Genomic DNA, 24,679 nt, shown 5'->3' with positions numbered 1-24,679 from the left:
TCCCCCGAAAAGCCGCTCCCAACAGCCGAAACAGACCAGCGCGCAATTGTTGGAGATCGTCGTCCATTAATCTCGCGTTCGTAGACTTTCGCGCATGTGGTACGGGGAGTTCGGACTTCAGGGAAGAAAGTTTGAGCGCCACATCATCGACCAGGTCGTCGACGGGCTGAGGTCCCGCGGCGGCGCAACGCCCGGGGGCGACACCCCCGGAAGCGGTGACAGCCTGCTGCTGCTCGGCGAGGCCGGGATCGGCAAGAGCGCCCTCCTGCGGTACGCGGCGGACCGCGCCGGCGACGCGCGTGTCCTTGCCACCGGGGGTGTGCCCGCCGAGGCCGCCCTGCCGTTCGCGGGCCTGCACGCGCTGCTCGGGCCGGTGCTGCACCTGCTGCCGGAGCTGCCGGCGCGGCAGGCGGCCGCGCTGTCGGCGGCGTTCGCGCTGGTTCCGGCGACGGGGGTGGACCCGTTCGCGCTGGCGGCCGGCACGTTCCAGCTGCTCGCCGCGGCGGCGCGGGAGCGGCCGCTGCTCGTGCTCGTGGACGACCTGCAGAGCCTCGACGAGACCTCGCGGGAGGCGCTGCTGTTCGCCGCCCGCCGCACGCCGGCGGAGGGGATCGCCACCCTGCTCTCGGCCACCGCGGACGGTCCCGGGTGCGGCGCGGAGAACGGGCTGCGGGCGCACCGGGTGCCGCGCCTGGACCCGGTCAGCGCGCGGGAGCTGCTGCTGCGGGCCAGCCCGTCGCCGGTGGACGGCGCGGTCGCGGACCGGCTCGTGGACGCCGCGGGCGGGCTGCCGCTCGCGCTCGTCGACCTGCCGGCCGCGCTCACCCCGGCGCAGCTCGCGGGCGCCGCGCCGGTACGCGACCCGCTGCCGGCCGGTCCCGAGGCGCGCCGGGTGTTCGGGCCCCGGCTGGCGGCGCTGGACCCGGCCGTGCGGGCGGCACTGCTGGTGGCCGCCGCGGCCGGGGACGCCGGGTTCACCGCCACCATCGACGCGGTCGCCGCGCTCGGCATCGACATCGCGGCGCTCGCCGCGGCGGAGGCGGCCGGCCTGGTGCGGATGGAGGAGGACGGCGTCGCGTTCCGCAACCCGCTGCTGCGGTCGGTCGCCTACCACGAGGCCGCGCCGGCCAACCGGCGCGCCGCGCACCGGGCGCTCGCCGCGGTCACCGCGCAGGTGCCGCGCGCGTGGCACCTCGCCGCCGCCGCGCTGCGACCGGACGAGGAGACCGCCGACGAGCTGGAGCGCACCGCCGCGCGGGAGGCCGCGCACCTGCCGGTGCCGGAGGCGGCGCAGCTCGTCGAGCGGGCGGCCGAGCTCACCGGCCCCGAGGAGAGGCGGGCTGCGCGGCTGGTCAGCGCGGCCGAGAGCTGGCAGCTGGCCGGCGCCGGAGAGCGGGTACGCGACCTCGTCGACCGGGCCGGCAGGCTCACCGGCGACCTCGCCGTCCGCGGCCGGGCGCAGGACCTGATGGCCCGCGAGGAGCTGCGCCGCGGCCGGGCCGGGCACGCGCACCGGCAGCTGGCCCGGGAGGCGGCGAGGGTGCGCGGCACCGCACCGGCCGTCGCCGCCGCGCTGCTGCTCGACGCCGCCACGGCCGCGCGGTTGGCCGGCGACACCGCCGCCGCGCTTGTCGCCGTGCGGCAGGCCCGCCTGGTCAGCGGCGCGGCGAACGGTGCGCTCGTCGTCGAGCACGCCGCCGTCCTGGCCTGCGCCGGCCGGCTCACCGAGGCGCGGGCGCTGCTCGACGAACGCCGCGCCGACCTGGAGAAGGAGGTGCTCGCCGGCGGCGGCCACCGGACACTGTGGACCGGCCTGCCCTCGCTGCTGGCCCGGCTCGGCGAGCTCGACGCGGCGCTGCTGCTCGTCGACGACCTGGTCAGCCGCTGCCGCCTGCTCGACGTCACCGGCCTGCTGCCCGGCCTGCTGGTCACCCGCGCCGAGCTGCACCTGCGCGCCGGCGACTGGGACACCGCGGCGGCCGACGCCGGCGAGGCGACCGCCGCGGCCGGCCGGCTCGGCCAGGACGGCGACGCCGCGGCCGCGCAGGTGTGCCTGGGCCGGATCGCCGCCGCCCGCGGCGCGCGCGCCCAGTGCGCCGCGCACCTCGCCCAGGCGCGCGAGGTGCGTACCCGCGGGCAGCTCGGCGCGCTCGCGGTGCCGGTCGAGGCCGCCGCCGGCCTGCTCGAGCTGGGCGAGGGCGACCACGAGGCCGCGTACGCGCGCCTGGAGCAGATCGTCCGCCAGGTCGAGGCCGGCCTCGCGCCGGACCCGGGCGCGGTGTGCTGGCTGCCCGACTTCGTGGAGGCGGCGGTGCGGGTCTCCCGCCCCGACGAGGCCCGCCGCGTGGTCGCCGCCGTGTCGCCGCACGCCGCCGGCTCGCCGCCGTTCGCCGCCGCCGTCGCCCGCAGCCGGGCGCTGCTCGCGGCCGGCACCGACGCCGCGGAGCAGTGGTTCCACGCCGCGCTGCGCGTCGACGGCGCCGGCGCCGAACCGTTCGAACGCGCCCGCGACGCGCTCTGCTACGGCGAGTGGCTGCGCCGCCACGACCGCGCGGGCGAGGCCGCACCGCGCCTCGCGGCCGCCCGCGCCACGTTCGAAACCCTCGGCGCCGCGCCGTGGGCCGGCCGCGCCGGACGCGCACTGTCCGCAGTGGACAAAATCCCATCCGGTACGGAGGACGCCGCACCCGGTCCACGGACACCCCTGCCGCGCCTGACCGAGCAGGAGCGCCGGGTCACGCTGCTGGTCGGGCGCGGGGCCACCAACCGGGAGGCGGCCCGGGAGCTGTTCCTGAGCACCAAGACGATCGAGTTCCACCTGCGCAGCGTGTACCGCAAGCTCGGCGTGCGCTCCCGCGCCGAGCTGGCCAACCTCGTCGGCCGCTCCGCTGGGGACATCCCTGGCACCGCCGCCGGCGAAACCCTAGGGCGGTGACTGGGGACTTCACCGGCGCAGCCGCGCCCACCGCGCCATAGCGTCGTCGGCGTCGATCCGTACACGTGGGGGACGGGAGGACGCGGCATGGGGGACTACACCGTCGTGGGCGAGGTCTCCACGCTCATCGAGCGGACCCTGCACGCGGCGGTACAGGCCGTCGACGGCAACGCCGTGGCGATCCTGGACGACCTGTCGGGCAACGTACCCACCTCGCCGCCCAAGCTGACCATCTTCCTGTACGAGATCGCCGAGGACCCGCCGTCGCGCAACCGGCCGCACGTGCGCCCCGACCCCGCCAACCCGCAGGTCGTGCGCAAGGCGCCGATGGCGCTGCTGCTGCGCTACCTGGTGACGGCGTGGGGCGGCGACCAGGTGACGCAGCACCGCATGCTCGGCGTGGCGCTGCGCACCTTCTACGACAACGCGATCTTCACCGGCCCGCGCCTGACCGGCGGGCTCGCGGCCGGCGCCGACGCGCTGCACTTCACGCTCACCCCGCTCACGCTCGACCAGAAGTCGCTGGTCTGGTACGCGCTGCAGAAGCCGTACCGCCTCTCGCTCAACTACGAGGTCCGGGTGGTCAACCTGGACGCGACCGAGGACCTGCCCGGCGCCCCGGTGCGCAGCCGGGCGGTCGTCCCGGGGCTGGTGTCCTGATGACTCCACTGTGGACGCCGTTGCCGGGCGAGCGCCGGGTGCTGTACAGCCCGGCCTGGTTCGTGCCGTACGACGACTGGCGCCGCCGCCCGCTCGCCGCCGGCTTCACCGTCGCGCTGGACCGGTGGGACGGCGCGGCCTGGCTCGCCACCACCGTGGCGGCGACCCGCACGCCGAGCGGCTTCATCGCCTACCCGGGCCTCGGCCGCCGGCGCGAGCCGGCCACCGCCGAGCCCGAGCTCTACCGGGCCCGGTTCGAGTCGGCCGGCTACCGCGCCCTCTACCCCGACCTGACCGCGCAGGAGCCGTTCGCCGCCGACCGGGTGGGCAAGGAGTTCCTCGCCTACCCGTACGACGACACGCAGCCGCCGGCGATCACCGTCCAGCCCGAGCCGGTGCCGCTGCTGCCCGGCGTGGCGTACCCGTACCCGCCCGGCACCCGGCTCGTGCGCGGCGCGGTCCGCACGGCCACCGGTGCCCCGGTCGCCAACGCCCTCGTCGAGGCGGCCGGGGTGAGCGCCGACGACGGCAGCCCGTGGCGCGAGCGCACGCTGTCCGATGTGGACGGCGCGTACCGCCTCTCGCTCCGCTTCCCGGGAACCGGCGCCGACGGAGGGCGGGAGACGTTCCGCCTGGTCGCCACCGAGCGGCCGGGGCGCACCGGCGAGCTGGCGATCCGGCTGCCCGACGACCTGACCCGCACGAACGTCATCGAGATAGCGGACCAGTAACAGCGAGGAGTTGCGCCGATGCCCGAGTACCTCAGTCCCGGCGTCTACGTCGAGGAGATCGCCGCGGGCCCCCGCCCGATCGCGGGTGTCAGCACGAGCACGGCCGGCATGGTCGGCGTGACCGCGCGCGGCCCGGCGGCCGGCAAGCCGCAGCTGGTCACCACGTTCCTGGAGTTCCAGGACACGTTCGGCGGCTTCCTGCCCGAGCCGGACCAGGCCGCCCGCGACCGGTGGGAGCAGGACGCGGGCGAAGGCGGCCGGTGGTGGCACTTCCCCCTGGCGGTCAAGGGCTTCTTCGACAACGGCGGCCAGCGCCTGTACGTCAAGCGGGTGGTCAGCGGCACCGCCGTGGCGGCCTCCGCGGCGCTCGGCGGCGGGCTGGTCAGCGAGGTCACCCGGGACGCGGCGGCCGGCGCGAGCAGCCTCGACGTGCGGCACCTGGTCGGCTTCACCGGCACCGACGTGGTCACGATCGTGCGCGGCGACACCGGCGACGAGATCCACTCCACGTCCGTCACCGGGTACTCCACGTCGGGCCCGCGGATCACGCTCGCCGCGCCGCTGCCGGCGCAGGTCCGCGCGGCCCGCGGGGACCACGTGCGGGTCGGCGGCGCGGTGACCACCCCGCCCGCCGACGGCAACCGCACGGTCAGCTTCACCGCGGTCAGCCCGGGCGGCTGGGGCAGCACCCTGCAGGTGCGGGTCCGCCCGGCCGTCGGCGCCACGCTCGCGCTGCTGCCGGACGTCGCCGAGGGCGCGCTGTTCGTGACCCGCCTCGCCGCGCCCGCCGACCCCGACAGCACGGGCGTGCGCGTCGAGCCGGCCGCCGGCCTCGACGCCGCCGACCTGCCCGACCCCACCTGGGTGTCGATCGGGCAGGGCCGCTTCGCGGTCACCGTCGGCGCCCCCGACGACGACGGGCTGATCCCGCTGACCTTCGCCGGCGGCACCACCCATCCGGCCTGGCCGCGCGGCCTCGGCGTGCGGCGGGTGCGGCGGGCCAACGCCGGCGGCGCCACCGGTGAGCTGCGGGTCGGCGCGGCCTCCCGGCTGTACCCGGGCGCGGTCGTCCAGCTCGACAACGGCACCGCCCGGCCGGCGCACACGGTGGCCACCGTCGACGGGGAGACGGTGACGTTCAGGTCCCAGGTGGACGGTGACTTCTTCGAGGGCGACCGGGTCTTCCTGGCCGAGGCCGAGGTCCAGGTGCGGTTCACCGACGAGTCCGGCGACACCACCACCGAGACGTTCGGCAACCTGCGCCTGCGCGGCGACGAGCCGGCCAGCCTGGCCCGCGCGGTCGCCGCCCGCTCCCGCCTGGTACGCGCCACGGTCGAGCGGGACTTCGAGGGCGACCTCGGGCAGTTTCCGACCGCACCGGGCGGCGGCTGGCTCACCCTGACCGGCGGCGACGACGGGTACGACGGGCTGGACGTCGCGGACTTCGTCGGCGAGGACGGCGGCAGCGGCGCCCGTACCGGCATCGTCGCCCTGGAGGACATCGACGAGATCGCGATCTGCGCGGTGCCCGGCGTGTGGTCCGGCACCGTCCAGTCCGCGCTGGTCACGCACTGCGAGTCGCTGCGCGACAGGTTCGCCATCCTCGACCCGCGCAACGGGCTCAGTATCGAGGGCGTCCAGGAGTTCCGCGAGCCGTACGACACCACCTACGCCGCCCTCTACTACCCGTGGCTCGTCACCCGTCACCCGGTGACCGGCGAGGACGTCGAGGTCGCACCCTCCGGGTTCATGGCCGGCATCTACGCCCGCACGGACGTCGAGCGGGGCGTGCACAAGGCGCCCGCCAACGCGGTCATCCGCGGCATCCGCACCCGCGACGGCATCGCACAGGACGTCACCCGCCGCCACCAGGACCTGCTCAACCCGCGCGGGATCAACGCGCTGCGGTTCTTCCCCGGCGCCGGCCACCGGGTCTGGGGCGCCCGCACGCTCTCCTCGGACAGCGCGTGGAAGTACGTCAACGTGCGGCGGCTCTTCCTCTTCATCGAGGAGTCCATCGACGAGGGCACCCAGTGGGTGGTCTTCGAGCCCAACGCCGAGCCGCTGTGGGCGCTGGTCAAGCAGACCGTGGAGAACTTCCTCGGCACCGTGTGGCGCTCCGGCGCGCTGGCCGGCACCACGCCCGACGAGGCGTTCTTCGTCGCCTGCGACCGCACCACGATGACCGAGGACGACCTGGCCAACGGCCGGCTGATCTGCGTCGTCGGTGTCGCGCCCGTCTACCCGGCCGAGTTCGTGGTCTTCCGGATCCAGCAGAAGACCCGGGAAACCCAGCTCGCCTGACCCACGTGAGGAGAGGTACCGCCGATGCCGCCCGTCATCCGGGACGACCCGTACGCCGTCTACAACTTCCAGGTCATCGTCACCAACGTCAGCGACGACGGGGTCGCGGTCAGCGGCTCCTTCAACGAGGTCAGCGGGCTGGAGCTGGAGATAGCCCCGATCGAGTACCGCACCGGGTCCGAGGACGTCACGATGCGCAAGCTCACCGGGCTGGTCAAGTACACGAACATCACGCTCAAGCGCGGGATCACCGGCCACGTCGGCTTCTGGCAGTGGATCGTCGAGGCCCTCAACGGCCGCGTCCGGCGTACCTCCGGCTCGATCGTCATGCTGGACGAAAACCGGCAGGAGGCCATGCGCTGGAACTTCGACCGCGGCTGGCCCACCAAGTACACCGGGCCGACGCTGTCCGCCGGCAAGAACGAGGTCGCCATCGAGACCCTCGTGCTCGCCGTCGAGCGGCTCGCGATCGCGCAGTAGCCGATGACCGCCGCCCTGCCCGGCCTGTCGCTGACCGCCGCGCCCCGCCGCACCGAGCCGGAACCGCTGCGCACCGACGTGGCCGCCCTGCTCGGACGCACCCGGCGCGGCCCGGTCGGCGTGCCGGTGCGCGTGGAGAGCTGGCCGGACGCGCAGCGCGTCCTCGGCCCGCTGGACGGCGGCGCGGCCACACCGTACGCGCTGCACGGCTTCTTCGAGAACGGCGGCCGCACCGCCTGGGTGGTCCGGGTGGCCGGGCCGGGCGGCACCGCGGGTGCGATGTGGACGGTCGGCGAGCCGGGCGGGGTCGACTGGCCGGCGCGGGCCGGGTTCCGGTACGCCCGCTACCGGGTCGCCGCCGCCAGCCCGGGCGCCTGGGCCAACAACACCCGCGTGTCGATCCGCTTCCGGGCCAGCAGCATCGCCGGCCCGCCCGCGCTGACCGTGCGGGTGGCGCCGCCGGGCGAGCCGGCCGAGACGTTCACCGGCGTCCGCCCCGCCGACCTCGTCGAGGCCCTCGCCGCGTCCCGGCTGGTCCGGCTGGAGCCGGACGGGCCGCCGCTGCCGCCCGGAGCGACCTCGCCCACCGGCCCGCTCTCCGCGAGCTGGGAGGTGGTGCTCGGCGCCGGCGCGGAGCAGGGTAGCGACGCCCCGCCCGGGCCGGACGACTACCGCCGCGCCGTCGAGGCGATGGCCGACCTGCCCGAGCCGGCCCTCGTCGCGCTGCCCGACCTCGCCGGCGACCTCGGCGAACCGGTCCGCACCGCGGTGGTGCTCGAATGCCTGGCCACGGTCGCGGCGCTGGCCGACCGCCTCGTGGTACTCGACGTGCCGGAGGACGACGCGGACGCCGCACTGTCCTGGGTGGACGATCTGGCCGCGGCCGGCGACCCGGCCCTGCTCGGCGCGGCCGCCGTCTACCACCCGCGGCTTGTCGTGCCCGACCCGGCCGGCGGGCCCGGCGCACCCACCCGCGCGGTGCCGGCCAGCGGCCACGTCCTCGGCCTCGTCGCCCGGCTCGACGCCGAGCGCGGCGCCCACCACACCCCCGCGAACGCCGTCCTGCTCGACGCCGTCGACCTCGCGGTCGCGCTGCCCGAGCCGCGGCAGGCCCGGCTCTTCGACGCCGGCGTCAACCTGCTGCGCTGCGCGCCCGGCCGTGGCCTGCGCGTGTGGGGCGGGCGCACGCTCGCCACCGCGCCGGGCCGCCGCTACGTCGCCCACCGCCGCCTCGTGCACCTGCTGGTCCGGGCGCTGCGCCGGGTCGCCGACCCGCTCGTGTTCGACGTCAACGGACCCGAGCTGCGCCTCGCCCTCGTACGCGGGGTGACCTCGGTGCTGCTGGAGGCGTTCCGGTCCGGCGCGCTGGCCGGCGCCCGCGCCGCCGAGGCGTTCCGGGTCACCTGCGACGACACCACCAACCCGCCGGGCCAGGACGTCGCGCTCGTGGTCTGCGACGTCGAGGTGGCGCCGGCGACGCCGATGGAGTTCATCCGGCTGCGCCTCGTGCTCGGCCAGGACCGCGGCCTGGAGGTGATCGAGGCGTGACGTCCCCCGACCCGCTGCTCAAGTACCGGTTCCTGGTCACCCTCGACCCCGGCGACGCGTACCTGCCGCCGGCGCAGGCGCGGCTGCTGCCGATGGTCGCGGCCGGCGCCTTCCAGGAGGTGGCCGGGCTCGGCGGGCAGCTGGAGGTGCTCGCGTACGCGGAGGGGGGCCGCAACGACTCCACCCTCCAGCTGCCGGTCCGCCACTCCTGGAACCGGCTCACGCTCAAGCGCGGCGTTGCCCGCGACACGAGCCTGTTCGCCTGGTACGCGGCCGGGCTCGCCGACTCCCTCGGCGCCCGCCGCGACGGCGCGGTGATCCTGCTGTCCCCGTCCGGCGCGCCCGCGCTGGCCTGGGCCTTCCGCGGCGGGCTGGCGGCCAAGTGGTCCGGCCCCGACCTGCACGCCGAGCAGAACGGCGTCGCCGTCGAGGCGCTCGAGATCGCCCACGAGGGGCTGACCCACGTGGACCAGGTGAGGTGAGGAGCCCGATGCCGACCGTGACCATCCACCACCTGGAGGTGCGCTTCCAGGTCAGCGGCGACGGCGACCAGGCCGTCTTCACCCGGCTCTTCGAGCGGCACATCAACGCGTGGTGCCGCGCCTACGAGGAGCAGTGCGCCCGGGACAAGCGCGCCGCCATGGAACGCGGCCTCGGCGACCGCGGGGTGAGGCGGTGACCGCGCCGGTCTCCGCCGCCGGCCGGGGCGCCGCCCTCGCCCGGCTGGAGATCGTGCGGCCGGTGATCGCCGACGAGCGGGCCCGCCGCGTCCCGCTGCGCTTCAACCCCACCGACTACAAGCTCAGCAAGAGCAACACGTTCGCCGAGATCGCCATCCCGGGGCTGGAGTCGCCGCCGATCCAGTACGTGCGCGGCGGCAGCGAGACCCTCACCGTCGAGGCGCTCGTGGACACCTCGGACACGGTCGAGGACGTGCGCGCCAAGTACGTCGAGCGGCTGCGCGGCCTGATGACACCGGACAGCCGCGAGCACGCACCGCCGATCGTCCGGTTCGTGTGGGGCCGCTCGGTCTTCACCGGCGTCATGGAGAAGCTCGACATCACGTACCAGCTCTTCCTGCCCGACGGCACCCCGCTGCGGGCGAAGCTGGAGCTGGGCCTCAAGGAGTACCGGCCGGCGGCCGTGCAGGCGATGGACCCGCCGCGCTCCTCGCCGACGGTGGAGAAGAGCTACCTGGTGCGCCGCGGCGACACGCTCAGCAGCATCGCCGCCGCCCTCTACCGCCGGCCGGACGCGTGGCGGGAGCTGGCCCGCGCCAACGGCATCACCGACCCCCGCGACCTGCGCCCCGGCCAGGTGCTGACCGTCCCGAGGCTGCCGTGACGTCGCCGGCCAACCTCGTCGAGGTCGCGTCGCCGGACCGGTACGCGCCGGACTTCCGGGTGGAGATCGAAGGGCTGGAGCTGGACCCCACCACCCGCAACGACATCATCGACATCAAGGTCCACCGCGACCTGGAGGAGATGTCCGGCTTCGAGCTGACCCTCAACAACTGGGACGACACGCTGCTGCGCTTCAAGCACAGCGACTCGCCGCGCTTCACGCTCGGCCGGCGCGTCGTCGTCCAGCTCGGGTACGGCGGCACGCTGCTCACGGTCGCCACCGGCGCGATCACCACGATCAACCCGACGTTCCCGGACGCGGCGTCGCCGACCGTGGCGGTCAGCGGCGTCGACGGGCTCGTCCGGCTCAAGGACCGCAAGCCGGCCGGCACCGAGCCGAAGCAGTACGTGGGAAAGACCGACTGGCAGATCGCCCAGGAGATCGGGCAGCGCAACAAGCTCCGCGTCGTGGTCACCGAGAGCGGCCCGACGCACCCGCTGGTGGTGCAGAAGAACCAGGACGACGCCACGTTCCTGATGGAGCGCGCCAAGCGGGTCGACTTCGACTGCTACCTGCTGCCCGACCAGGACAGCGGCCAGGACACGCTCTACTTCATCCGCCCCACGGACGGGCGCGACGGCCGGCCGGTGCGGGTGTACCGCCTCGCGTACGCGCCCGGCCTCGCCACCGGACCCGGCGACCAGCCGGCCGGGCTGGTGCCCAACCTGATCACGTTCACGCCCACCCTCACCGTCTCCGGCCAGGTCGGCAAGGTGACCGTGCGCGGCTGGGACCCGCGGACCAAGCAGGCGATCAGCTTCACCGCCGACGCCTCGCACGTGCCCGCCGCCGGCTCCGACGCGGGCGGGGAGAACGGCCCGGCCGCCGCCGACTCGACCATGGGCGGCCGGCAGGACGTGGTCGTGGACGCGCCGGTCGCCAGCGACGAGGAGGCCCGCGAGCTGGCGGTGAGCCTGCTGCGCGAGCGGGCGTACGAGTTCGTCACCGCCACCGGCCGGGTCGCCGGGCTGCCCGAGCTGCGGCCCGGCGACAACCTGGAGATCTACGGCCTCGGCCGCCGCTTCTCCGGCGGCTACTTCGTCAAGCGGGTCGACCACACGCTCGACTCCGGCGGCTTCTTCACCGACTTCACGGCCCGGCGCATCCACGACGGAGGTACCCGATGAGCCGCGTGGAGCCGCGTTCGCGCAGCACCGACCAGCGGTACTACGGCGTCGTCGAGGCGCTTGTCGAGGAGGTCGACGGCGACGACGAGGCGCGGGTGCGGCTGCGCTTCCCGTGGTTCGACGACGGCACGGTCACCGGCTGGTGCCGGGTCAGCCAGCTCTACGCCGGCAACGGGTACGGGTCGGTGTTCGTGCCCGAGAAGGGCGACGAGGTGCTGGTCGCGTTCGTGCACGGCGACATGCGCTTCCCGATCGTGCTCGGCGGCCTCTACAACGGCGCGGACAAGCCGCCCACCAGCCGCCGCGACGGCCAGGACCGCAAGATGATCCGCACCCGGCACGGCCACGAGCTGGTCTTCGACGACCAGCGGTCGCGGGCGGCCGTGCGGGTCACGTCGGCGGCCGGGCACGTGGTCGAGCTCGACGACGCCGGCAAGGCCATCCGGGTACGGGCCGCCGAGGGCGGAAGCGTCTCCATCCAGGCGGACGGGGCGATCACGCTGGAGTCCGGCACCGCGATCACGCTCAAGGCGCCGGCCGTCAACCTCGGCGACCCCACCACCGACCCGGCCGTGCTCGGCGGCACCCTCACCCGGGCGTTCGCCAGCCACGTCCACCCGGTCGGTACGGCCACCAGCGGACCGCCGACGCCGCCGGCGCCGCCGTTCGTCTCCGGGGTGGTGAAGACTGCGTGAACGACGACTTTCTGGGTACCGGCTGGCGCTTCCCGATCCTGCCGGACGAGGCCGGGCGGCTGCCCTACGCCAGCGGCGAGGAGAGCATCGCCCACTGCCTGCGCGCCCTGCTGCTGACCGGGCTCGGCGAGCGGGTCATGCGCCCCGACTTCGGCACCCGCGCCCCCGACCTCGTCTTCGCCCCGGACAGCGTGCAGAACCTGCACGACCTGGAGGACTCGATCCGGGACGCGGTGCGCCAGTTCGAGCCGCGGGTCGAGCTGGACGAGGTGCGCGCCGAGGTGGCCCCGGGACCGGCGGGATCCAGTCCGAGGAGCGTAGCGACGAGGTCGGATGGCGCCGGTCTCCCGGAGCCTTCAGCGAGCGGAGCGAGCGCAACAAGCGGAGCACCCGGCGAGGAGGGCGTGGTCACGGTCTCCGTCACGTACCGGATCCGGCGCACCAACACCCGCGCCAACCTCGTCTTCCCGTACTACCTCGGTCTCGTGAGGGGTGTCTCGTGACGGTGCCGCTGCCCCGCCTGGACGACCTGACCTGGGACGCGCTGATGACGGCGACCCGGCAGCGGATCCCCGCCGAGTCGGGCGGGGCGTGGACGCTGCACGCGCCCGCCGACCCCGGCGTGACCGTCCTGGAGCTGCTCGCGTACCTGCTCGAACAGCGCCTGTACCGCCTGGACCAGGTGCCGGACGCGCTGGTGGTCGCGGTGCTGCGGCTGCTCGGCGTGCCCGGTCCCGCCCCGGCCGTACCGGCGGCCACGGTGCTGCGGCTCACCGGCTCGGCGCCGGCCGGCACCGTGTTCACCCGCGACCCGCTCGAACAGCTCACGTTCACGCTCGACGAGGACGTGACCGTCGCGCCGGTGCGGGACGTGACCGTGTGGGCTGGCGGCCGGGACCGCGGCGCCGACCTGCGCGCCGGGCGCGGCGTGCCGCTGCTGCCGGCCGGTGGCGACGCCGCCTCGTTCCGGGTGGACGTCGCCTTCGACGGCGCCGCGCCGCCGCCCGGCACGGTGGTGTCGCTGCTGTTCGACCTCGACACGCCCGCCGGCGTCCCGCCACAGTGGAGCCCCGACGCGGTCCGCGGCGTGCGGCCGCCGGCCGACCTGTCGTGGTCGTGGTCCCTTGTGGACGACGGCACGGCCGGGCTGCGCCGGTCCGGGATCGTCCGGCTGGAGCTGCCCGCCGAGGGCCCGCTCACCGTCGCCACCCGCGCCTCGACGTACGCGGCGCCGCCCGTGCTGCGCCAGCTCGTGCCCAACACCGGCATCGCGCGGCAGCGGGAGACCCGCACCGTCACCGACGCCGACCTGCGCGACCAGCTCACCCGGTGGCTGCGCCTGCCCGGCCAGCACCTCGACCTGCCCGGCGCGCGGGGCGTGCTGCTCGACGCCGAGCTGCGGCTGCGCCGGCGCGGCGCGGTACAGGTGTGGTCGGCGGCGCCGGACCTGACGTTCGCCGGCCCCGGCGACCCGGTGTTCGTGCTCGACCGCGCCGAGGGCGCGCTCCGCTTCGGCGACGGCCTCACCGGCGCCGTCCCCGTGCACGACGACCTCGACGGTCCCGGGGCCGTCGGGATCCGGTCCGAGGAGCGCAGCGACGAGGCCGGATGGCGGCGGCTGCCCGGGGCCTTCAGCGAGCGAAGCGAGCGCGACAAGATGAGCCCCGGGCCCGTCGTCGAGGTGGAGTACCGGCGCGGTGGGGGAGCGGCGGGCAACGGCGGGCGCACGGACAACTGGTGGGTGGCCGGGCGACCGGCCGGCGGCGCCGGCGCGGCGAACGTCGTACCGGCGGCGGGCGGTCGCGACGCGGAGACCGTCGACGAGGCCCGCCGCCGCGCGGCCGAGGAGCTGACCCGGGTGACCCGCGCGGTCACCGCGGCCGACTTCGCCGAGCTGGCCGCCGGTACGCCCGGTGTCGCCGTCGGACGGTCCTATGTGGGCATCGGCGAGCACCCCGGCTACCCGGGCACCACCGTCCCCGGCGCCGTCGTCGTGCGGGTGGTGCCGGCGGTGACCGGTGTGCCCGCCCCGCGGCCCGACCCGGGAATGCTCGCCGCCGTGCGCCGGCACCTGGAGCGGGCCCGGCTCATCGGCACCGAGCTGTACGTGTGCCGCCCCCGCTACCGCACCGCCGCCCTCCGCGTCGACCTCGCCGACAAGCCGAGCGACCCGGGCCGCGTCCGGTCCGCACTGGAGGAGGCGCTGCGCGGCTACCTCGACCCGCTCACCGGCGGCGACGACGGGGACGGGTGGCCGTTCGGCGGCCCGCTGCACCCGTCCGCGCTGCTGCGGGTGGCGCAGGCGGCGGCCGGCGACACGGCGCGGGTCGCCGCGGTCGCGGTCGGGCTGGACGGCGCGCCGCCCGCCGTCGACTGCGCGGACGTCCCGCTGCGCCGCGGCGAACTGCCCGCACTGTCCGGGGTCACGATCGGGGTGGGGACATGAGCGACGCGGTGTGGTGGGAGCGGGCCGCCGCGGGCGGGGAGGCCCGCGGCGTGCCCGGGCCGGGGCCGAGCGGCGGGCAGCCGGAGCTCGTCGAGGCGACCCGCGAGCGGGTGCGGGCGGAGATCGCGCGGCGGCTGCCCGCGTACACGCCGGACTGGACCAACCCGGACCGCGCCGACGCCGGCGTCGCGCTCGTGCGCCTCTTCGGCGCGCAGGCCGAGCCGGTGCTGCGCCGCCTCAACCGGCTGCCGGAGAAGCTGCTCGCCGCGCACCTCGGCATCGCCGGCGTACGACCGCTGCCGGCCACGCCCGCGACCGCGCTGCTCCAGTTCACCGTGACCCCGCCCGGCGGCGAGTCGGTGCTCGTGCCGGCCGGCTTCCAGGCCAGCGCCGCACCCGCGCCGGGTACCGCGAGCGCCCCCGGCGAGCAGGTCGTCTTCGAGACCGAGCGGGACCTTTACGCCACGCCGGCAACGCTCGGCGCGGTCGCCGTCGCCGAGTCGGACCGGCTCGCCCTGGTACCCGGCGCCGCGAGCGGGCAGGGCCGGCCGTTCGCCGCGTTCGGCGCCCGTCCCCGCCCCGGCAACGCGCTGTGGATCGGGCTGGCCGGCGGCGCCGCACCGTACCCGCTGCTCTCCATCGGCCTGGTCCTCGCCGGACCCGGCGCGCCGCCCGCGCCCCTGCTGCGGTGGGAGATCCTGGACGGCGGCCGCTACCTGCCCGCCGAGGTCTCCCGCGACGGCACCGGAGGGCTGACCGCCTCCGGCGTCGTCGAGCTGCGGCTGCCGCGCACGTGGCGCCCGGCCCGCCCGCCGGGCCCGCGCCCGCTGCCCGAGCTGCGGTGGCTGCGGGTGACCGTCGCGCACGGCGCCTTCGCGGTGCCGCCGCTGGTGGCGTCCGTGCGGCTCAACCTGGTGCCCTCCACCGCCGTGCGCACGGTCCGCGACGAGGTGCCCCAGACCGTCCAAGGTGGACCCGCCGACGGCCGTACCCGGATGCGCCTCACCCAGGTCCCGATCGTGCCGGGCAGCGTCGTCGTCGCGGTCGAGGGAGACGCCGAAGGCGACGTGTTCGGCACGACCACCCTGGCGCCGACCCGGTGGCGGGAGGTGCCGAGCCTGGCCGGGTGCGGGCTGGACGAGCGCGTCTTCACGGTGGCGCACGCGACCGGCGAGCTCACCTTCGGCGACGGCGTCAACGGCGCCCGGGTCCCGCTCGGCTTCCGCAACGTCATGGCCGAGAGCTACCGCGTCGGCGGCGGCGCGGCCGGCGGTGTCCGCGCCGGGCAGGTGACGTCGCTGGTCACCTCGCTGGCCTTCGTGACCGGCGTGACAAACCCGTTTCCGGCCGATCCGGGCGCCGACGCCGAGCCGGTCGCCGAGACCCTGCGCCGCGGCCCCGAGCAGCTCGCCGCCCGCGGCCGGGCCGTCACCCCGGCGGACTACGCGCTGCTCGCCCTCCGCGCGCCCGGCGCGCTGGTCGCCCGCGCACACGGGGTACCCGGACTCGACCCCGCCCGCCTCGGCGTCCCGCAGCCCGGCGTCGTCGGCGTGCTCGTCGTGCCCGGCGGGCCGGCCGCCACGGAGTCCGACCAGCCGCCGGTGCCGGACCAGCGCACGCTCCGCGCGGTCGCCGACCACCTCACCGCCGTCGCCGCGCCCGCCGGGGTGCGGGTCGCCGCCGGGGCGCCGCGGTACCAGCGGGTGGCCGTCGAGGCGTGGCTCGTGCTCGACCCGGCCCGCGAACGCGCCGGCGTGCTCGCCCGCGCCGCCGACGACCTGACCACCTACCTGCACCCGGTGCGCGGCGACCACCCGTTCGGCGCCCCGATCCGCTACGTGACGCTGGTGCGGCGCCTGCTCGCCGTCCCGGGGGTACGCGCCGTGCCGAGGCTCCGCCTCGTCGTCGACGGCGTCGCCGCACCGCCGTGCGCCGACCAGCCGCTGCGCCCCCACGCGCTGCCCTGGCCGGCCCGGCCGCTGCTCGTCCCGGTGAGCCCCGGAGGTACGGCATGACGTGCGGACCGGCGACGGCGAGCTTCCGGCTCCTCGACGCGTACGTGGGCTGGGACCAGGACACCGTCAGCGGCGTCGACGGCCTCGACGACCCGGCCGGACTGCGGCTGGCCCGCACCGGCGGCCGGCCCGACCGGCAGGAGCTGCTGCCGTGGTTTCCCGACCCGCGGCTCGCGCCCGGCTGCCGCGCCGGTAGCTGGTTCCTGGCGACCCCGGCGGCCGTCCTGCGCCGGGAGGGCCCCGGCTGCCCGTGGCTGCCGGTGTGGCCGCCGCACTGCGCGCCGCCCGGGCGGACGGCGGCGCTCGCCGCGGCGGGGCACTGGCTCGCGACGGCCGGCCGGCGCGGCCCGGTCCGGGTGTGGTGGCGCGAGGGCGAGCAGGTCGTGACCGAGGTGCCGGGCCCGGCGCGGGTGGTCGCCGTGACCGGCCGCGGCGACGTGTACGCCGCCCGGGACGGTGCGACGGACGTGCTGTTCTGCCGGGCCGGCGCGTCGGCCTTCGAGGTGCTGCACACCGGGTTGCCCGGCCGCGTCGACGGGCTGCGGGTCGGGCGGGACCGCCGGCTGTGGGTCCTCACCACCGGCGACGGCGGCGCCGCGCGGATCTGGGTGGACGGGCAGCCGGCGACGCTGGCGCAGCTGGCCAGCGAGTTTCCGCGCAGCGCCCTGACGGCCACCTGGGACGGCGGCTTCCGGCTCGGCGGCGAGTCCTTCGACTGGGAGGGCCGGCCGCTGGACGGGCCACCGCCGCCCGCCGGCGGGCTCGGCACCGAGGGCCGGCTCGCGACCACCGCGATCGACAGTGGACTGTCCCGCTGCCGCTGGCACCGGGTCGCGCTCGACGCCGACGTGCCGGACGGCACCGCCGTGGGGCTGTCCCTGGCCGTCGGCGAGGACCGCGACACCGCGCCCGAGGAGGGCGACTGGCAGGCCGCACCGGCCGGCGCGCGCGACGTCCTCGTCGACCAGCCGCCCGGCCGGTACCTGTTCCTGCGCCTCACGCTCACCGGCGACGGCACCGCCACCCCGGTGGTCCGCCGGGCCCGGCTCGACTTCCCCCGCGCCACGAGCGCCGAGCTGCTGCCCACCGCCTTCCGCGCGGACCCGGCGGCCGACGACTTCACCGAACGCTTCCTGTCGCTGTTCGACGCCACCCTCGGCGGCATCGACCGGGTCATCGAGCGCTACCCGGCGCTGCTGGACGTGCGCGGCGTACCCGACGGGGCGCTGCCCTGGCTCGGCGGCCTGCTCGGCCTCGCGTTCGAGGCCGGGTGGAGCGCGGCGACCCGGCGGGAGCTGCTGGCCGCCGCGCCCGCGCTGTACCGCCGCCGCGGCACCCCCTGGGCGCTGCGCGAGGTGGTGCGCATCGTGACCGGGGTCGAGCCGGTGGTGACCGAGCTGGCCGCGGAGCGGGCGTGGCTGCGCCTCGGCTCCGCCCGGGACACGGGGCCGCGCGGGGACGGGTACGTGGGAGGCGCGCGGCTGTTCGGGCGGTCGGCGGCCCGCTTCCGGGTCGGCACGTCCGGGCTCTCCGGCGCGCCGGTGCGCGGCGGCGGCGACACACACACCGACCCGCTGTCCGCGCACGCGTACCGCTTCCGGGTGGCGCTGCCGCCGCACGCGCCATCCACTGTGGACGACGCGGCGCTGCGCCGGCTCGTGGCCGCGCAGGCGCCCGCGCACACGGCCGGGAGCGTGCGGCGCGGCGGGCAGGGCTGGGTGGTGGGCGTGTGGTCGGCGGTGGGTGTGGACACGGCGTTCACGACGCCGCCCGCGCCCGTGCTGGGCCGCACGGTGCGGCTCGGGCGGGCCAGTGTCGTGGCGACCAGCCGCCGCGGCGCCCACCGCGCGATCGCGGTCGGCGAGCGGGCGTCGGTCGGGACGGAGACGGTGGCGTGGTGACATTCGGGAGGGACGAGATGACGGAGACACGAACCGGGTTCGACGTGCCCGAGCTGCGGCGGCTGCGGTACTTCCACGGCCGGCTCCTCGGGGCCCGCGACCTGCAGCGCGAGCAGGACTACTTCCGGGAGCGGCTGAAGCTGCGCATGCGGTACCTGCTCGGGTACGGCGTCGCGTGTGGACTGCTGGTCGAGCCGGTGGCCGCACCGGCGGACCACGGCGGCGGGGAGGAGAAGACCACGCCCCGCGTGGCGAAGGTGCGCATCGCGCCGGGGCTCGGCGTCGACGCGTACGGCAACGAGATCGTCGTGCGGGACGCCTGCGTGGTGGACCTGTGGGAGGCGCTGTCGGGTTCGGCGCACACCACGACCACCGACCCGAAGACGGTCTGGGTGGGCGTGGAGTACAAGGAGACGCCGGTCGACCCGACCCGCACCATCTTCACGTCCGACTGCGGCGACACCTCGGACTGCGAGTTCGGCTGGACGAAGGAGACGTACACGATCCGGGTCACCGCCGACCGCCCCGAGGCCGACCGCCGCTGCGACACCTGCGGCGACCTGCACGGCGAGGGCAGCGGGGTGCTGTGGCTGGCCCGGATCGACGGCGTCGACTGGCACAAGCCGCTGCGCGCGTCGCAGATCGACCAGAGCATCCGGCGCCCGTTCGGCCGGCGGGTGCCCACGGTCATCACCGGTATCAACTGGCGGCACGGCCACACGTACACGGTGAGCGAGGCCAAGGAGCTGCTCGGCACCGTCAACGACAAGGGCGGCCTGGTGGTCCGCTTCTCCGACGACATCCGGGTCGACTCGTTGCGCCGCGGCGTGGTCGACATCCAGGTCGTCGAGGGCGGCGCGGGCAAGAACGCCGAGTCCTGGTTCATGGGTGGCGAGTTCGCGGCGCTGCCGAAGACCGAGTTCACCCGCGAGTTCCGCTTCCGGCAGACCACCCGGGAGACGCTGCAGGACGACGACCGGGTGCTCATCACAATACGTTCGGCGTTCCTGCTGGACCGCTGCTGCCGGCCGGTCGACGGCACGCACGTCGGCGGCAAGGTCCCGTACCTGCGGACCGGGTCCGGAAAGGACGCGGACGCCGAGGCGGACCTCTCGGCCGCGACCGACGGCGGCTGCGCCCTGCCGCCCTCCGGCGTCGGGCCGTGGACGTCCGGCGTCGGCCTGGGCGGCGACGTGTTCGAGAGCTGGTTCTTCGTGAGGGAAGGCTGAGGATGACTGTCACGGCTCCGGCCCGGACGGGCTGCGGGTGCGGCTGCGGCGCCGCGGCCACGCACCCGTCGACCGGCTTCACACGGCCGCGGTTCTTCGCCGGCCAGCTGCTCACCGAGGACGATCTGCAGGCGCTGACCGCGTACGTGACCGGCAAGGACCGGCTGCGCAACCGGCTGCTGTTCGGGCCCGGCGTCGTCTGCGGGCTGCACGTGGCCTGCGACCCGTGCGGCGGCGGGGTGGTCACGGTCCGCCCGGGGTACGCGATCGACCCGTGCGGCAACGACGTCGTGGTCGGCTGCGCGGAGAAGGTCGACGTGCTCGCGCTCGTCCGCGACCTGCGGGTGAGCGCGCTCGGCGCGGACTGCGGCGACCCGTGCGCCGACGACCGGGTCTACGGCCTCTACCTGCACTACACCGAGGAGGCCGCCGAGCCGGTCGCGGCGTACCCGACGGACGAGTCGTGCCCGCCTGAAGGGTGCACGCCGACCCGGATCCGCGAGACGTACCGCTTCGCCGTGCGCTGCCTCGACGGCGACGGCGACGGCGACGCCCGGTACACGCCGGCGACGGCGCTCGACGCGCGCCTCGGCGACCGCGAGCGGCTGGCCGCCGAGCGGGCCAGGGCACGGCTGCTCGCCGCGTACGGCGGGCCGCTCGCCGGCGCGGTGCGGGCCGCCGGCGCGCCGGTGCTGTTCACCGAGGAGACGGCGGGCCGGTGGAAGGCGGCGGCAGCCGACCTCGCGCAGCAGCCGTCGACGCCGGAGCAGGCGCGCGCGGCGACGGAGCACGTGCGTACGCTCGCCGGCGCGGTGGCCGCCCTCGACACGCACGACGAGCAGGGCCGGGCGTCGCTCGCCGACCGGTACGACCTCGACGTCGAGGCCGCCCGCGCGCTGCTCGGCTCCACGGTGTCCACATTGGAGGCGATGGACCCGGCGGCGGTCTGGCCCACGCCGGCGCACCGCCCGCTCGCCCAGGCCGTGCTGGCCGAGGCGCGGGCACGGGTGGTGGAGCAGCGGGACGGCGCCTCCCTCGAAGCGCGGATGCTGGCGCAGGGCGCACCGCTCAGCTACGGCATGCGGGCCGCGCTCGCCGGCGACCTGGCCCGGACCCGGCACTGGCTGCTCGGCCGGCTCGACCGGGACCGGGACCTGGCCGACTGCGGCATCCGGGCGAGCGTGGCCGGCGCCACCCTGCCGCCCGCGCTGCCGCCGGAGCCGCCGCCGGGCCGCGAGGTGGCCGGCGCGACCGAGCTGAGCCTCGCCGCGGCGGCGGCCGGGCGGCTCTCGACGGCGCTGACCCGGTACGTGACCGACGCGGCCTGCGCGAGCGTCCTGCCGCCCTGCGCCGCCCCGGCCGGCGACGGCGGGGTGCTGCTGGCCCGCCTGGAGCTCGACGACTGCGAGGTGCTGCGGGCCTGTGCGGCCGGGCGTCCACAGTGGCTGCCGGGCGGGCCGGGCTACGCGGCCTGGGCGCCGGTGCTCGACCGGGCGCGGGAGCTGGCCGCGTCGCTGTGCTGCGCGCCGGTGCCCACGCCGGCCGAACCGCCGCCGCCCGCCGAGGGCGGACCGGTGGCGCTCGGGTGGGTGCACGGGCTGTTCGAGGCCGCGCCCGGCCCGACCGACCTGGACGAGCTGCTGGCGCTGCTGACCGGGGCCACGTCCACGCAGGCCACGTCCACGCCGGCGGCGACCGAGGACGCCGGCGCTGACCTGCGGCGGGAGGTGGCGGAGCTGCGCGCGCTGGTGGGCTCGCTCGCCGCGGCCGTGCGATCCGCACCCGCACCGGCCGCCGAGCCGGCCCCGGACTCCACGGTGGACGACGCACCCGCGGAGGAGGCACCCGCCGAGGAGGAGCCGGCGGAGGAGCCCGAACCGGCACCCGCGCGGAAGGCGCCGGCCGCCCGGCCGAAGGCGCAGCCACCGGCGAAGGCGCCGCCGCGCAAGGCGACCCGCACCCGGCGGACCGGCGGGCAGGAGGGGTAAGAGCATGACCGAGCTACAAAGGCCGGCGTTCTTCGAAGGGCAGATCCTGGCGGCGGCGGACCTGGCGGGCACGGTCGACCACGGGCGGGGCCGGGCCGCACGGCACGACCGGTACCTGCACGAGTGGGGCATCGCCGAGGGGCTCGCGCTGACCGGGGAGGGGCAGACCGACCCGGACGACGGCAGCCGGTACGTGGAGGTGACGCTGCAGCCGGGCGTCGCCGTCGACGGTACCGGCCGCGAGGTGGTGGTGCCCGAGCCGGTCGCGCTGCGGGAGGCGCTCTTCGAGGAGGTCAACGGCGCCGACCCGGACAGCGGCGACGCGTACCCCGTCTTCCTCGCCGGCCTCGACCGCGAACCGGCCGGCGGCGCGCTCGTGCCCGACGGCTGCGGCGACCCCGGCGGGGCGAGCCGGGTGGACGAGTCGTACCAGATCCTCTTCGGACGGTTGGGCGACGAGCGGCTCGTCGCCGACCAGCGCCCGCCGGCCCCGGGCGACGGACCGGGCGACGGCACCACGCCGTGGCTCATCCTGCTCGGGTACCTCACGTGGGCCGGCGGGCGGTTCCGCGCGGTGCTGCCCGAGGCCGGTGGCGTGCGTCCCCGGTACGCGGGGGTGCGCGCCGACACGGTCGCCGCACGCGCCGGCCGCCTCGCGCTGCGCACCGCGCCGGCGGCGGCCGAGGGCGGGCCGGTCGTGACGCTCGACCGGCAGGCTGGGCTGGCGTTCGGCCTGTACCGCGCCGACGGCTCCGTCGACGAGGTGCTCGCCGTCTCCCCTCGGGGCGACGTCACGGTACGCGGGAAGCTGTCGATCGGCACCACCGGCGGCGCGGTCGCGGCGGTCTCCGGCGTGGCCACCGACGGGGTGCTGCTGCCGCTGCCCGCGGGCGTGAGCGCGGACGAGGTGGCGCAGGGCCGGGTGGTCCTGCACACGATGCTCGCGCCGCGGCCGCCCACATTGGACGGCGTGTGGCTGAGCGGCCCGGTCGAGTGCACTGTGGACGGCGAGCGGCGGGTGCGCAGCCGGATGCGCAGCATGCGCGCGGACGGCGACCGCGAGGTGCGCGACCACGCGGTGCCGGTCGACTTCCTGGTCCTCGCCGCGGCCGTACCGGCGCCGGGGCCCGCGGCGAGCGGGGGAGTGGCACGTGAGCCTCACGGTGGCGTACGCGAAGGAGACCGGGCACGTGCTCGGCGCGCTCGCGGTGTCCGGCCCGGTGGCGGCCGGTGACCTGTACGGGGCGGGCATCCCGCTGTGGGTGCCGCTGCCCGGCGGCGGGACCGCCAGCCTGACCGTGCCGGCGGCGCGGCTGGGCGTGGCGGCGGTGGACGACGAACCCGGTGCGCTGGCCGCGCCGCGCGACTGGGGCGTGGAGGCCGGCCGTACCGCGCTGCGCCCGCTCGCGCCCTGGACCGGCGGGATCACGGCCGCCGCGGACGGGCTGACGGTCACGGTGTCCCGGGCGGTGCCCGCGGCCGCGGCGGTGCTCGTCGTGGTCGCCGGCGGGCCGCCGCTGGCCGGGCAGATCGCGGAGGGGGAGCGGGAGACCACGCTGGGCGTCCGCCTCGCGCCGGGCGATCACGGCGTGCTGGTCCTCGTCTCCGGCTGGGTGGGCCGGCTGGAACGCGTGTCGCTGGCGGAGTCCGGGTGAGCGAGGAGCCCGATGTCGTCGTACGCCGCTGCGACGTGACAGTGGTCCGCGGCGGCGGCTGGAGCTGGGGCCCGGCCCCCGGCGAGCTGGTGCGGCGGGTCGTGGAGGCGCTGCCCGCGCTCATCCACGCCCAGCTGGAACGGGACGAGCGGCTCGCCGCCGCCCTGGCGGCCGCCGTGGACGGCGACGTGGAGATCACCGAGCCGGTGCGCGTGGTGGTACCGCTCTCCCTCGCCGACCTGGCGGCCGGCCTCGTCCCGGGCCCCGCCGCGCCCGGGCCCGCCACCGGTGGCGCCGCCGCGCCGCCACCCGACGCCCAGCGGGATGGCGAGGCCGCGCCCGCCGGCGCGCGGGAGGCGCGGTACCCGCGGCCGCCGCTGCCCTCGGGCCTGGCGCCCGTGCTGTCGGCCCTCGCCGAGCGGGGCGAGCTCGGCCGCCTCCTCGCCGCGCTGCCGCCCGCGGCGCTCGCCGCCTACGCCGCGTCGCTGGGTGTGCCGGGCGCGGAGCCGGCCGCCGCGGCCGCGGCGACGGCGCAGCCGAGGGAAACCGACCGCGCGGCCGGTCCGCGGATGGGCGAGGTCGAGGTCGGCTCCGTGCTGCCGTTCCTCGTCGCGGCCGCCCTCCACAAGGTCGACCTGCTGGCGCCGGTCGCGCCGGCGCTGGGCGGGGACGTGCGCGCGTTCGCCGCCGGTCTCGCCTACAAGGTGCTGTCCCCGCCCGGGCGCGGCTGGCGGCGTTCCACATCGGACGTCGAGGCCGCCGCCGCGTTCGCCGGCGTGCGCGGCGCCGTGGCGGACGACGTGCTGGCCGACCTCGCCCGCCGTGACGTGCCCGGGCTGCCGCTGCTGGACGGCCTCGCCGGCCTCGCCGTCTGCCGCGGCCACGAGGCGGACCGGCCGCTGCTGGTCACCCGGGCGGAGGGCGGGCTGCTGCTGGTCGAGCCGGACGGGCTGTTTCCGGTCGCGTGGGCCGACGCCGGGACACCTCTGGTGCCGTTCTGGGAGGCGTGCGGCCGCCCGCTCGTGGTCGCCGCGGGCGGGGTGCCGGTGGACGAGCTGGCCGCGGCCGGCGTACCGCTCGTGACCGCGACACCGCCGGCCCGGGGTGAGCCGTGGCGGCGGCTGCCGGGCGCCGGGCGGCGCTGGGTCGCCGGGCCCGCGGACAGCTGGTCGGACCGGCGCCTCGTGCCGCGCGCGGCGGCCGCCGACCTCACCGGACCGGTCGGGGCGGTCGACGAGCTGCTGGCCGCGATGGCCGCCCGCCGCGCGGTGCCCCGCGCGCCCCGCCCCGGACTGGAACGCACGCTCACCCTGATGGCCGCGACCGGCCTCGGCACGATCGCCTGGCTGCTGTGGCGCGACCGCGAACCGACCGAGCCCCAGCTCGCCCTCGCCCGCCTCGCCGACCTCGGCGGCCTGGTCCGCTTCGGGGAGGACGAGGTGCGGGTACGCCTGCCGTACGGCCGCCGCCACGACGACCTCGCCGCGCACGGCCTGCTCGCCGACGTGCCCGCCGTGGCCTGGCTCGACGGCCGCACGCTCACGTTCGGGCGCGGGTGAGC

General features: G+C 77.0%; 20 protein-coding genes. All 20 read left to right on the top strand.

Features of this window, described 5'->3' with window-relative positions:
- Positions 1-94 precede the first annotated feature (94 nt).
- Positions 95-2,935 carry a helix-turn-helix transcriptional regulator gene (locus Phou_RS41480; RefSeq protein ID WP_173068315.1) on the top strand — a complete coding sequence of 947 codons (2,841 nt, stop codon included), beginning with the start codon at positions 95-97 and terminating at the stop codon, positions 2,933-2,935.
- An 87-nt stretch (positions 2,936-3,022) separates the two neighbouring features.
- Positions 3,023-3,595 (top strand): Pvc16 family protein, encoded by a 573-nt coding sequence (locus tag Phou_RS41475; protein WP_173068312.1) that lies wholly within the window; start codon positions 3,023-3,025, stop codon positions 3,593-3,595.
- A complete protein-coding gene (locus tag Phou_RS41470) occupies positions 3,595-4,326 on the top strand; it encodes a carboxypeptidase-like regulatory domain-containing protein (protein WP_173068309.1) in 732 nt (243 codons plus the stop codon). The genes Phou_RS41475 and Phou_RS41470 overlap by 1 nt, the downstream gene beginning before the upstream one ends.
- An 18-nt stretch (positions 4,327-4,344) precedes the next feature.
- Positions 4,345-6,630, top strand: coding sequence for a phage tail sheath family protein (locus Phou_RS41465; protein ID WP_173068306.1), 2,286 nt, complete (start codon positions 4,345-4,347; stop codon positions 6,628-6,630).
- A 24-nt stretch (positions 6,631-6,654) separates the two neighbouring features.
- Entirely contained in the window at positions 6,655-7,110 is a 456-nt protein-coding gene (locus Phou_RS41460; protein ID WP_173068302.1) for a phage tail protein, read from the top strand.
- A gap of 3 nt (positions 7,111-7,113) precedes the next feature.
- A complete protein-coding gene (locus Phou_RS41455) occupies positions 7,114-8,658 on the top strand; it encodes a phage tail sheath subtilisin-like domain-containing protein (protein ID WP_173068299.1) in 1,545 nt (514 codons plus the stop codon).
- On the top strand, positions 8,655-9,140 hold the full coding sequence (locus Phou_RS41450; protein WP_173068295.1) for a phage tail protein: 486 nt from the start codon (positions 8,655-8,657) through the stop codon (positions 9,138-9,140). The genes Phou_RS41455 and Phou_RS41450 overlap by 4 nt, the downstream gene beginning before the upstream one ends.
- An 8-nt stretch (positions 9,141-9,148) precedes the next feature.
- On the top strand, positions 9,149-9,337 hold the full coding sequence (locus tag Phou_RS41445) for a putative phage tail protein (RefSeq protein ID WP_173068293.1): 189 nt from the start codon (positions 9,149-9,151) through the stop codon (positions 9,335-9,337).
- Positions 9,334-10,002: a CIS tube protein gene (locus Phou_RS41440; protein ID WP_173068290.1), complete on the top strand. Its 669-nt coding sequence runs from the start codon at positions 9,334-9,336 to the stop codon at positions 10,000-10,002. The genes Phou_RS41445 and Phou_RS41440 overlap by 4 nt, the downstream gene beginning before the upstream one ends.
- Entirely contained in the window at positions 9,999-11,189 is a 1,191-nt protein-coding gene (locus Phou_RS41435; RefSeq protein WP_173068287.1) for a phage late control D family protein, read from the top strand. Before Phou_RS41440 ends, Phou_RS41435 begins: the two co-directional genes overlap by 4 nt.
- Positions 11,186-11,884, top strand: a complete 699-nt coding sequence (locus Phou_RS41430; RefSeq protein WP_173068284.1) for a phage baseplate assembly protein V — start codon at positions 11,186-11,188, stop codon at positions 11,882-11,884. Before Phou_RS41435 ends, Phou_RS41430 begins: the two co-directional genes overlap by 4 nt.
- Positions 11,881-12,387, top strand: coding sequence for a GPW/gp25 family protein (locus tag Phou_RS41425; protein WP_173068280.1), 507 nt, complete (start codon positions 11,881-11,883; stop codon positions 12,385-12,387). Before Phou_RS41430 ends, Phou_RS41425 begins: the two co-directional genes overlap by 4 nt.
- On the top strand, positions 12,384-14,330 hold the full coding sequence (locus Phou_RS41420) for a putative baseplate assembly protein (protein ID WP_173068277.1): 1,947 nt from the start codon (positions 12,384-12,386) through the stop codon (positions 14,328-14,330). The genes Phou_RS41425 and Phou_RS41420 overlap by 4 nt, the downstream gene beginning before the upstream one ends.
- On the top strand, positions 14,327-16,345 hold the full coding sequence (locus Phou_RS41415; RefSeq protein ID WP_173068274.1) for a putative baseplate assembly protein: 2,019 nt from the start codon (positions 14,327-14,329) through the stop codon (positions 16,343-16,345). Before Phou_RS41420 ends, Phou_RS41415 begins: the two co-directional genes overlap by 4 nt.
- A complete protein-coding gene (locus tag Phou_RS41410; RefSeq protein WP_173068270.1) occupies positions 16,342-18,246 on the top strand; it encodes a phage tail protein in 1,905 nt (634 codons plus the stop codon). The genes Phou_RS41415 and Phou_RS41410 overlap by 4 nt, the downstream gene beginning before the upstream one ends.
- Before the next feature lie 17 nt (positions 18,247-18,263).
- Positions 18,264-19,475: a hypothetical protein gene (locus Phou_RS41405; protein ID WP_173068267.1), complete on the top strand. Its 1,212-nt coding sequence runs from the start codon at positions 18,264-18,266 to the stop codon at positions 19,473-19,475.
- Positions 19,476-19,477: 2 nt separating this feature from the next.
- Positions 19,478-21,463, top strand: coding sequence for an ATP-binding protein (locus Phou_RS41400; RefSeq protein WP_178135006.1), 1,986 nt, complete (start codon positions 19,478-19,480; stop codon positions 21,461-21,463).
- 4 nt (positions 21,464-21,467) lie between these two features.
- Positions 21,468-22,697: a hypothetical protein gene (locus tag Phou_RS41395; RefSeq protein ID WP_173068264.1), complete on the top strand. Its 1,230-nt coding sequence runs from the start codon at positions 21,468-21,470 to the stop codon at positions 22,695-22,697.
- Positions 22,615-23,118 (top strand): hypothetical protein, encoded by a 504-nt coding sequence (locus Phou_RS41390; protein WP_173068261.1) that lies wholly within the window; start codon positions 22,615-22,617, stop codon positions 23,116-23,118. Before Phou_RS41395 ends, Phou_RS41390 begins: the two co-directional genes overlap by 83 nt.
- Complete coding sequence (locus Phou_RS41385) at positions 23,115-24,677, top strand: hypothetical protein (protein WP_173068259.1); 1,563 nt, start codon at positions 23,115-23,117, stop codon at positions 24,675-24,677. The genes Phou_RS41390 and Phou_RS41385 overlap by 4 nt, the downstream gene beginning before the upstream one ends.
- Positions 24,678-24,679 lie beyond the last annotated feature (2 nt).

The organism is Phytohabitans houttuyneae (assembly GCF_011764425.1).
Classification (GTDB): domain Bacteria; phylum Actinomycetota; class Actinomycetes; order Mycobacteriales; family Micromonosporaceae; genus Phytohabitans; species Phytohabitans houttuyneae.
Note: the sequence above shows the minus strand (reverse complement) of the source record. Positions and strands in the feature narration are given on the sequence as shown.

Coding starts and splice junctions, on each gene's coding strand:
- Phou_RS41430 (WP_173068284.1), top strand. CDS start 11,186: ATGAGCCGCGTGGAGCCGCGTTCGCGCAGCACCGACCAGCGGTACTAC.
- Phou_RS41405 (WP_173068267.1), top strand. CDS start 18,264: ATGACGGAGACACGAACCGGGTTCGACGTGCCCGAGCTGCGGCGGCTG.
- Phou_RS41410 (WP_173068270.1), top strand. CDS start 16,342: ATGACGTGCGGACCGGCGACGGCGAGCTTCCGGCTCCTCGACGCGTAC.
- Phou_RS41455 (WP_173068299.1), top strand. CDS start 7,114: ATGACCGCCGCCCTGCCCGGCCTGTCGCTGACCGCCGCGCCCCGCCGC.
- Phou_RS41465 (WP_173068306.1), top strand. CDS start 4,345: ATGCCCGAGTACCTCAGTCCCGGCGTCTACGTCGAGGAGATCGCCGCG.
- Phou_RS41395 (WP_173068264.1), top strand. CDS start 21,468: ATGACCGAGCTACAAAGGCCGGCGTTCTTCGAAGGGCAGATCCTGGCG.
- Phou_RS41460 (WP_173068302.1), top strand. CDS start 6,655: ATGCCGCCCGTCATCCGGGACGACCCGTACGCCGTCTACAACTTCCAG.
- Phou_RS41415 (WP_173068274.1), top strand. CDS start 14,327: ATGAGCGACGCGGTGTGGTGGGAGCGGGCCGCCGCGGGCGGGGAGGCC.
- Phou_RS41480 (WP_173068315.1), top strand. CDS start 95: ATGTGGTACGGGGAGTTCGGACTTCAGGGAAGAAAGTTTGAGCGCCAC.
- Phou_RS41475 (WP_173068312.1), top strand. CDS start 3,023: ATGGGGGACTACACCGTCGTGGGCGAGGTCTCCACGCTCATCGAGCGG.
- Phou_RS41470 (WP_173068309.1), top strand. CDS start 3,595: ATGACTCCACTGTGGACGCCGTTGCCGGGCGAGCGCCGGGTGCTGTAC.
- Phou_RS41445 (WP_173068293.1), top strand. CDS start 9,149: ATGCCGACCGTGACCATCCACCACCTGGAGGTGCGCTTCCAGGTCAGC.
- Phou_RS41400 (WP_178135006.1), top strand. CDS start 19,478: ATGACTGTCACGGCTCCGGCCCGGACGGGCTGCGGGTGCGGCTGCGGC.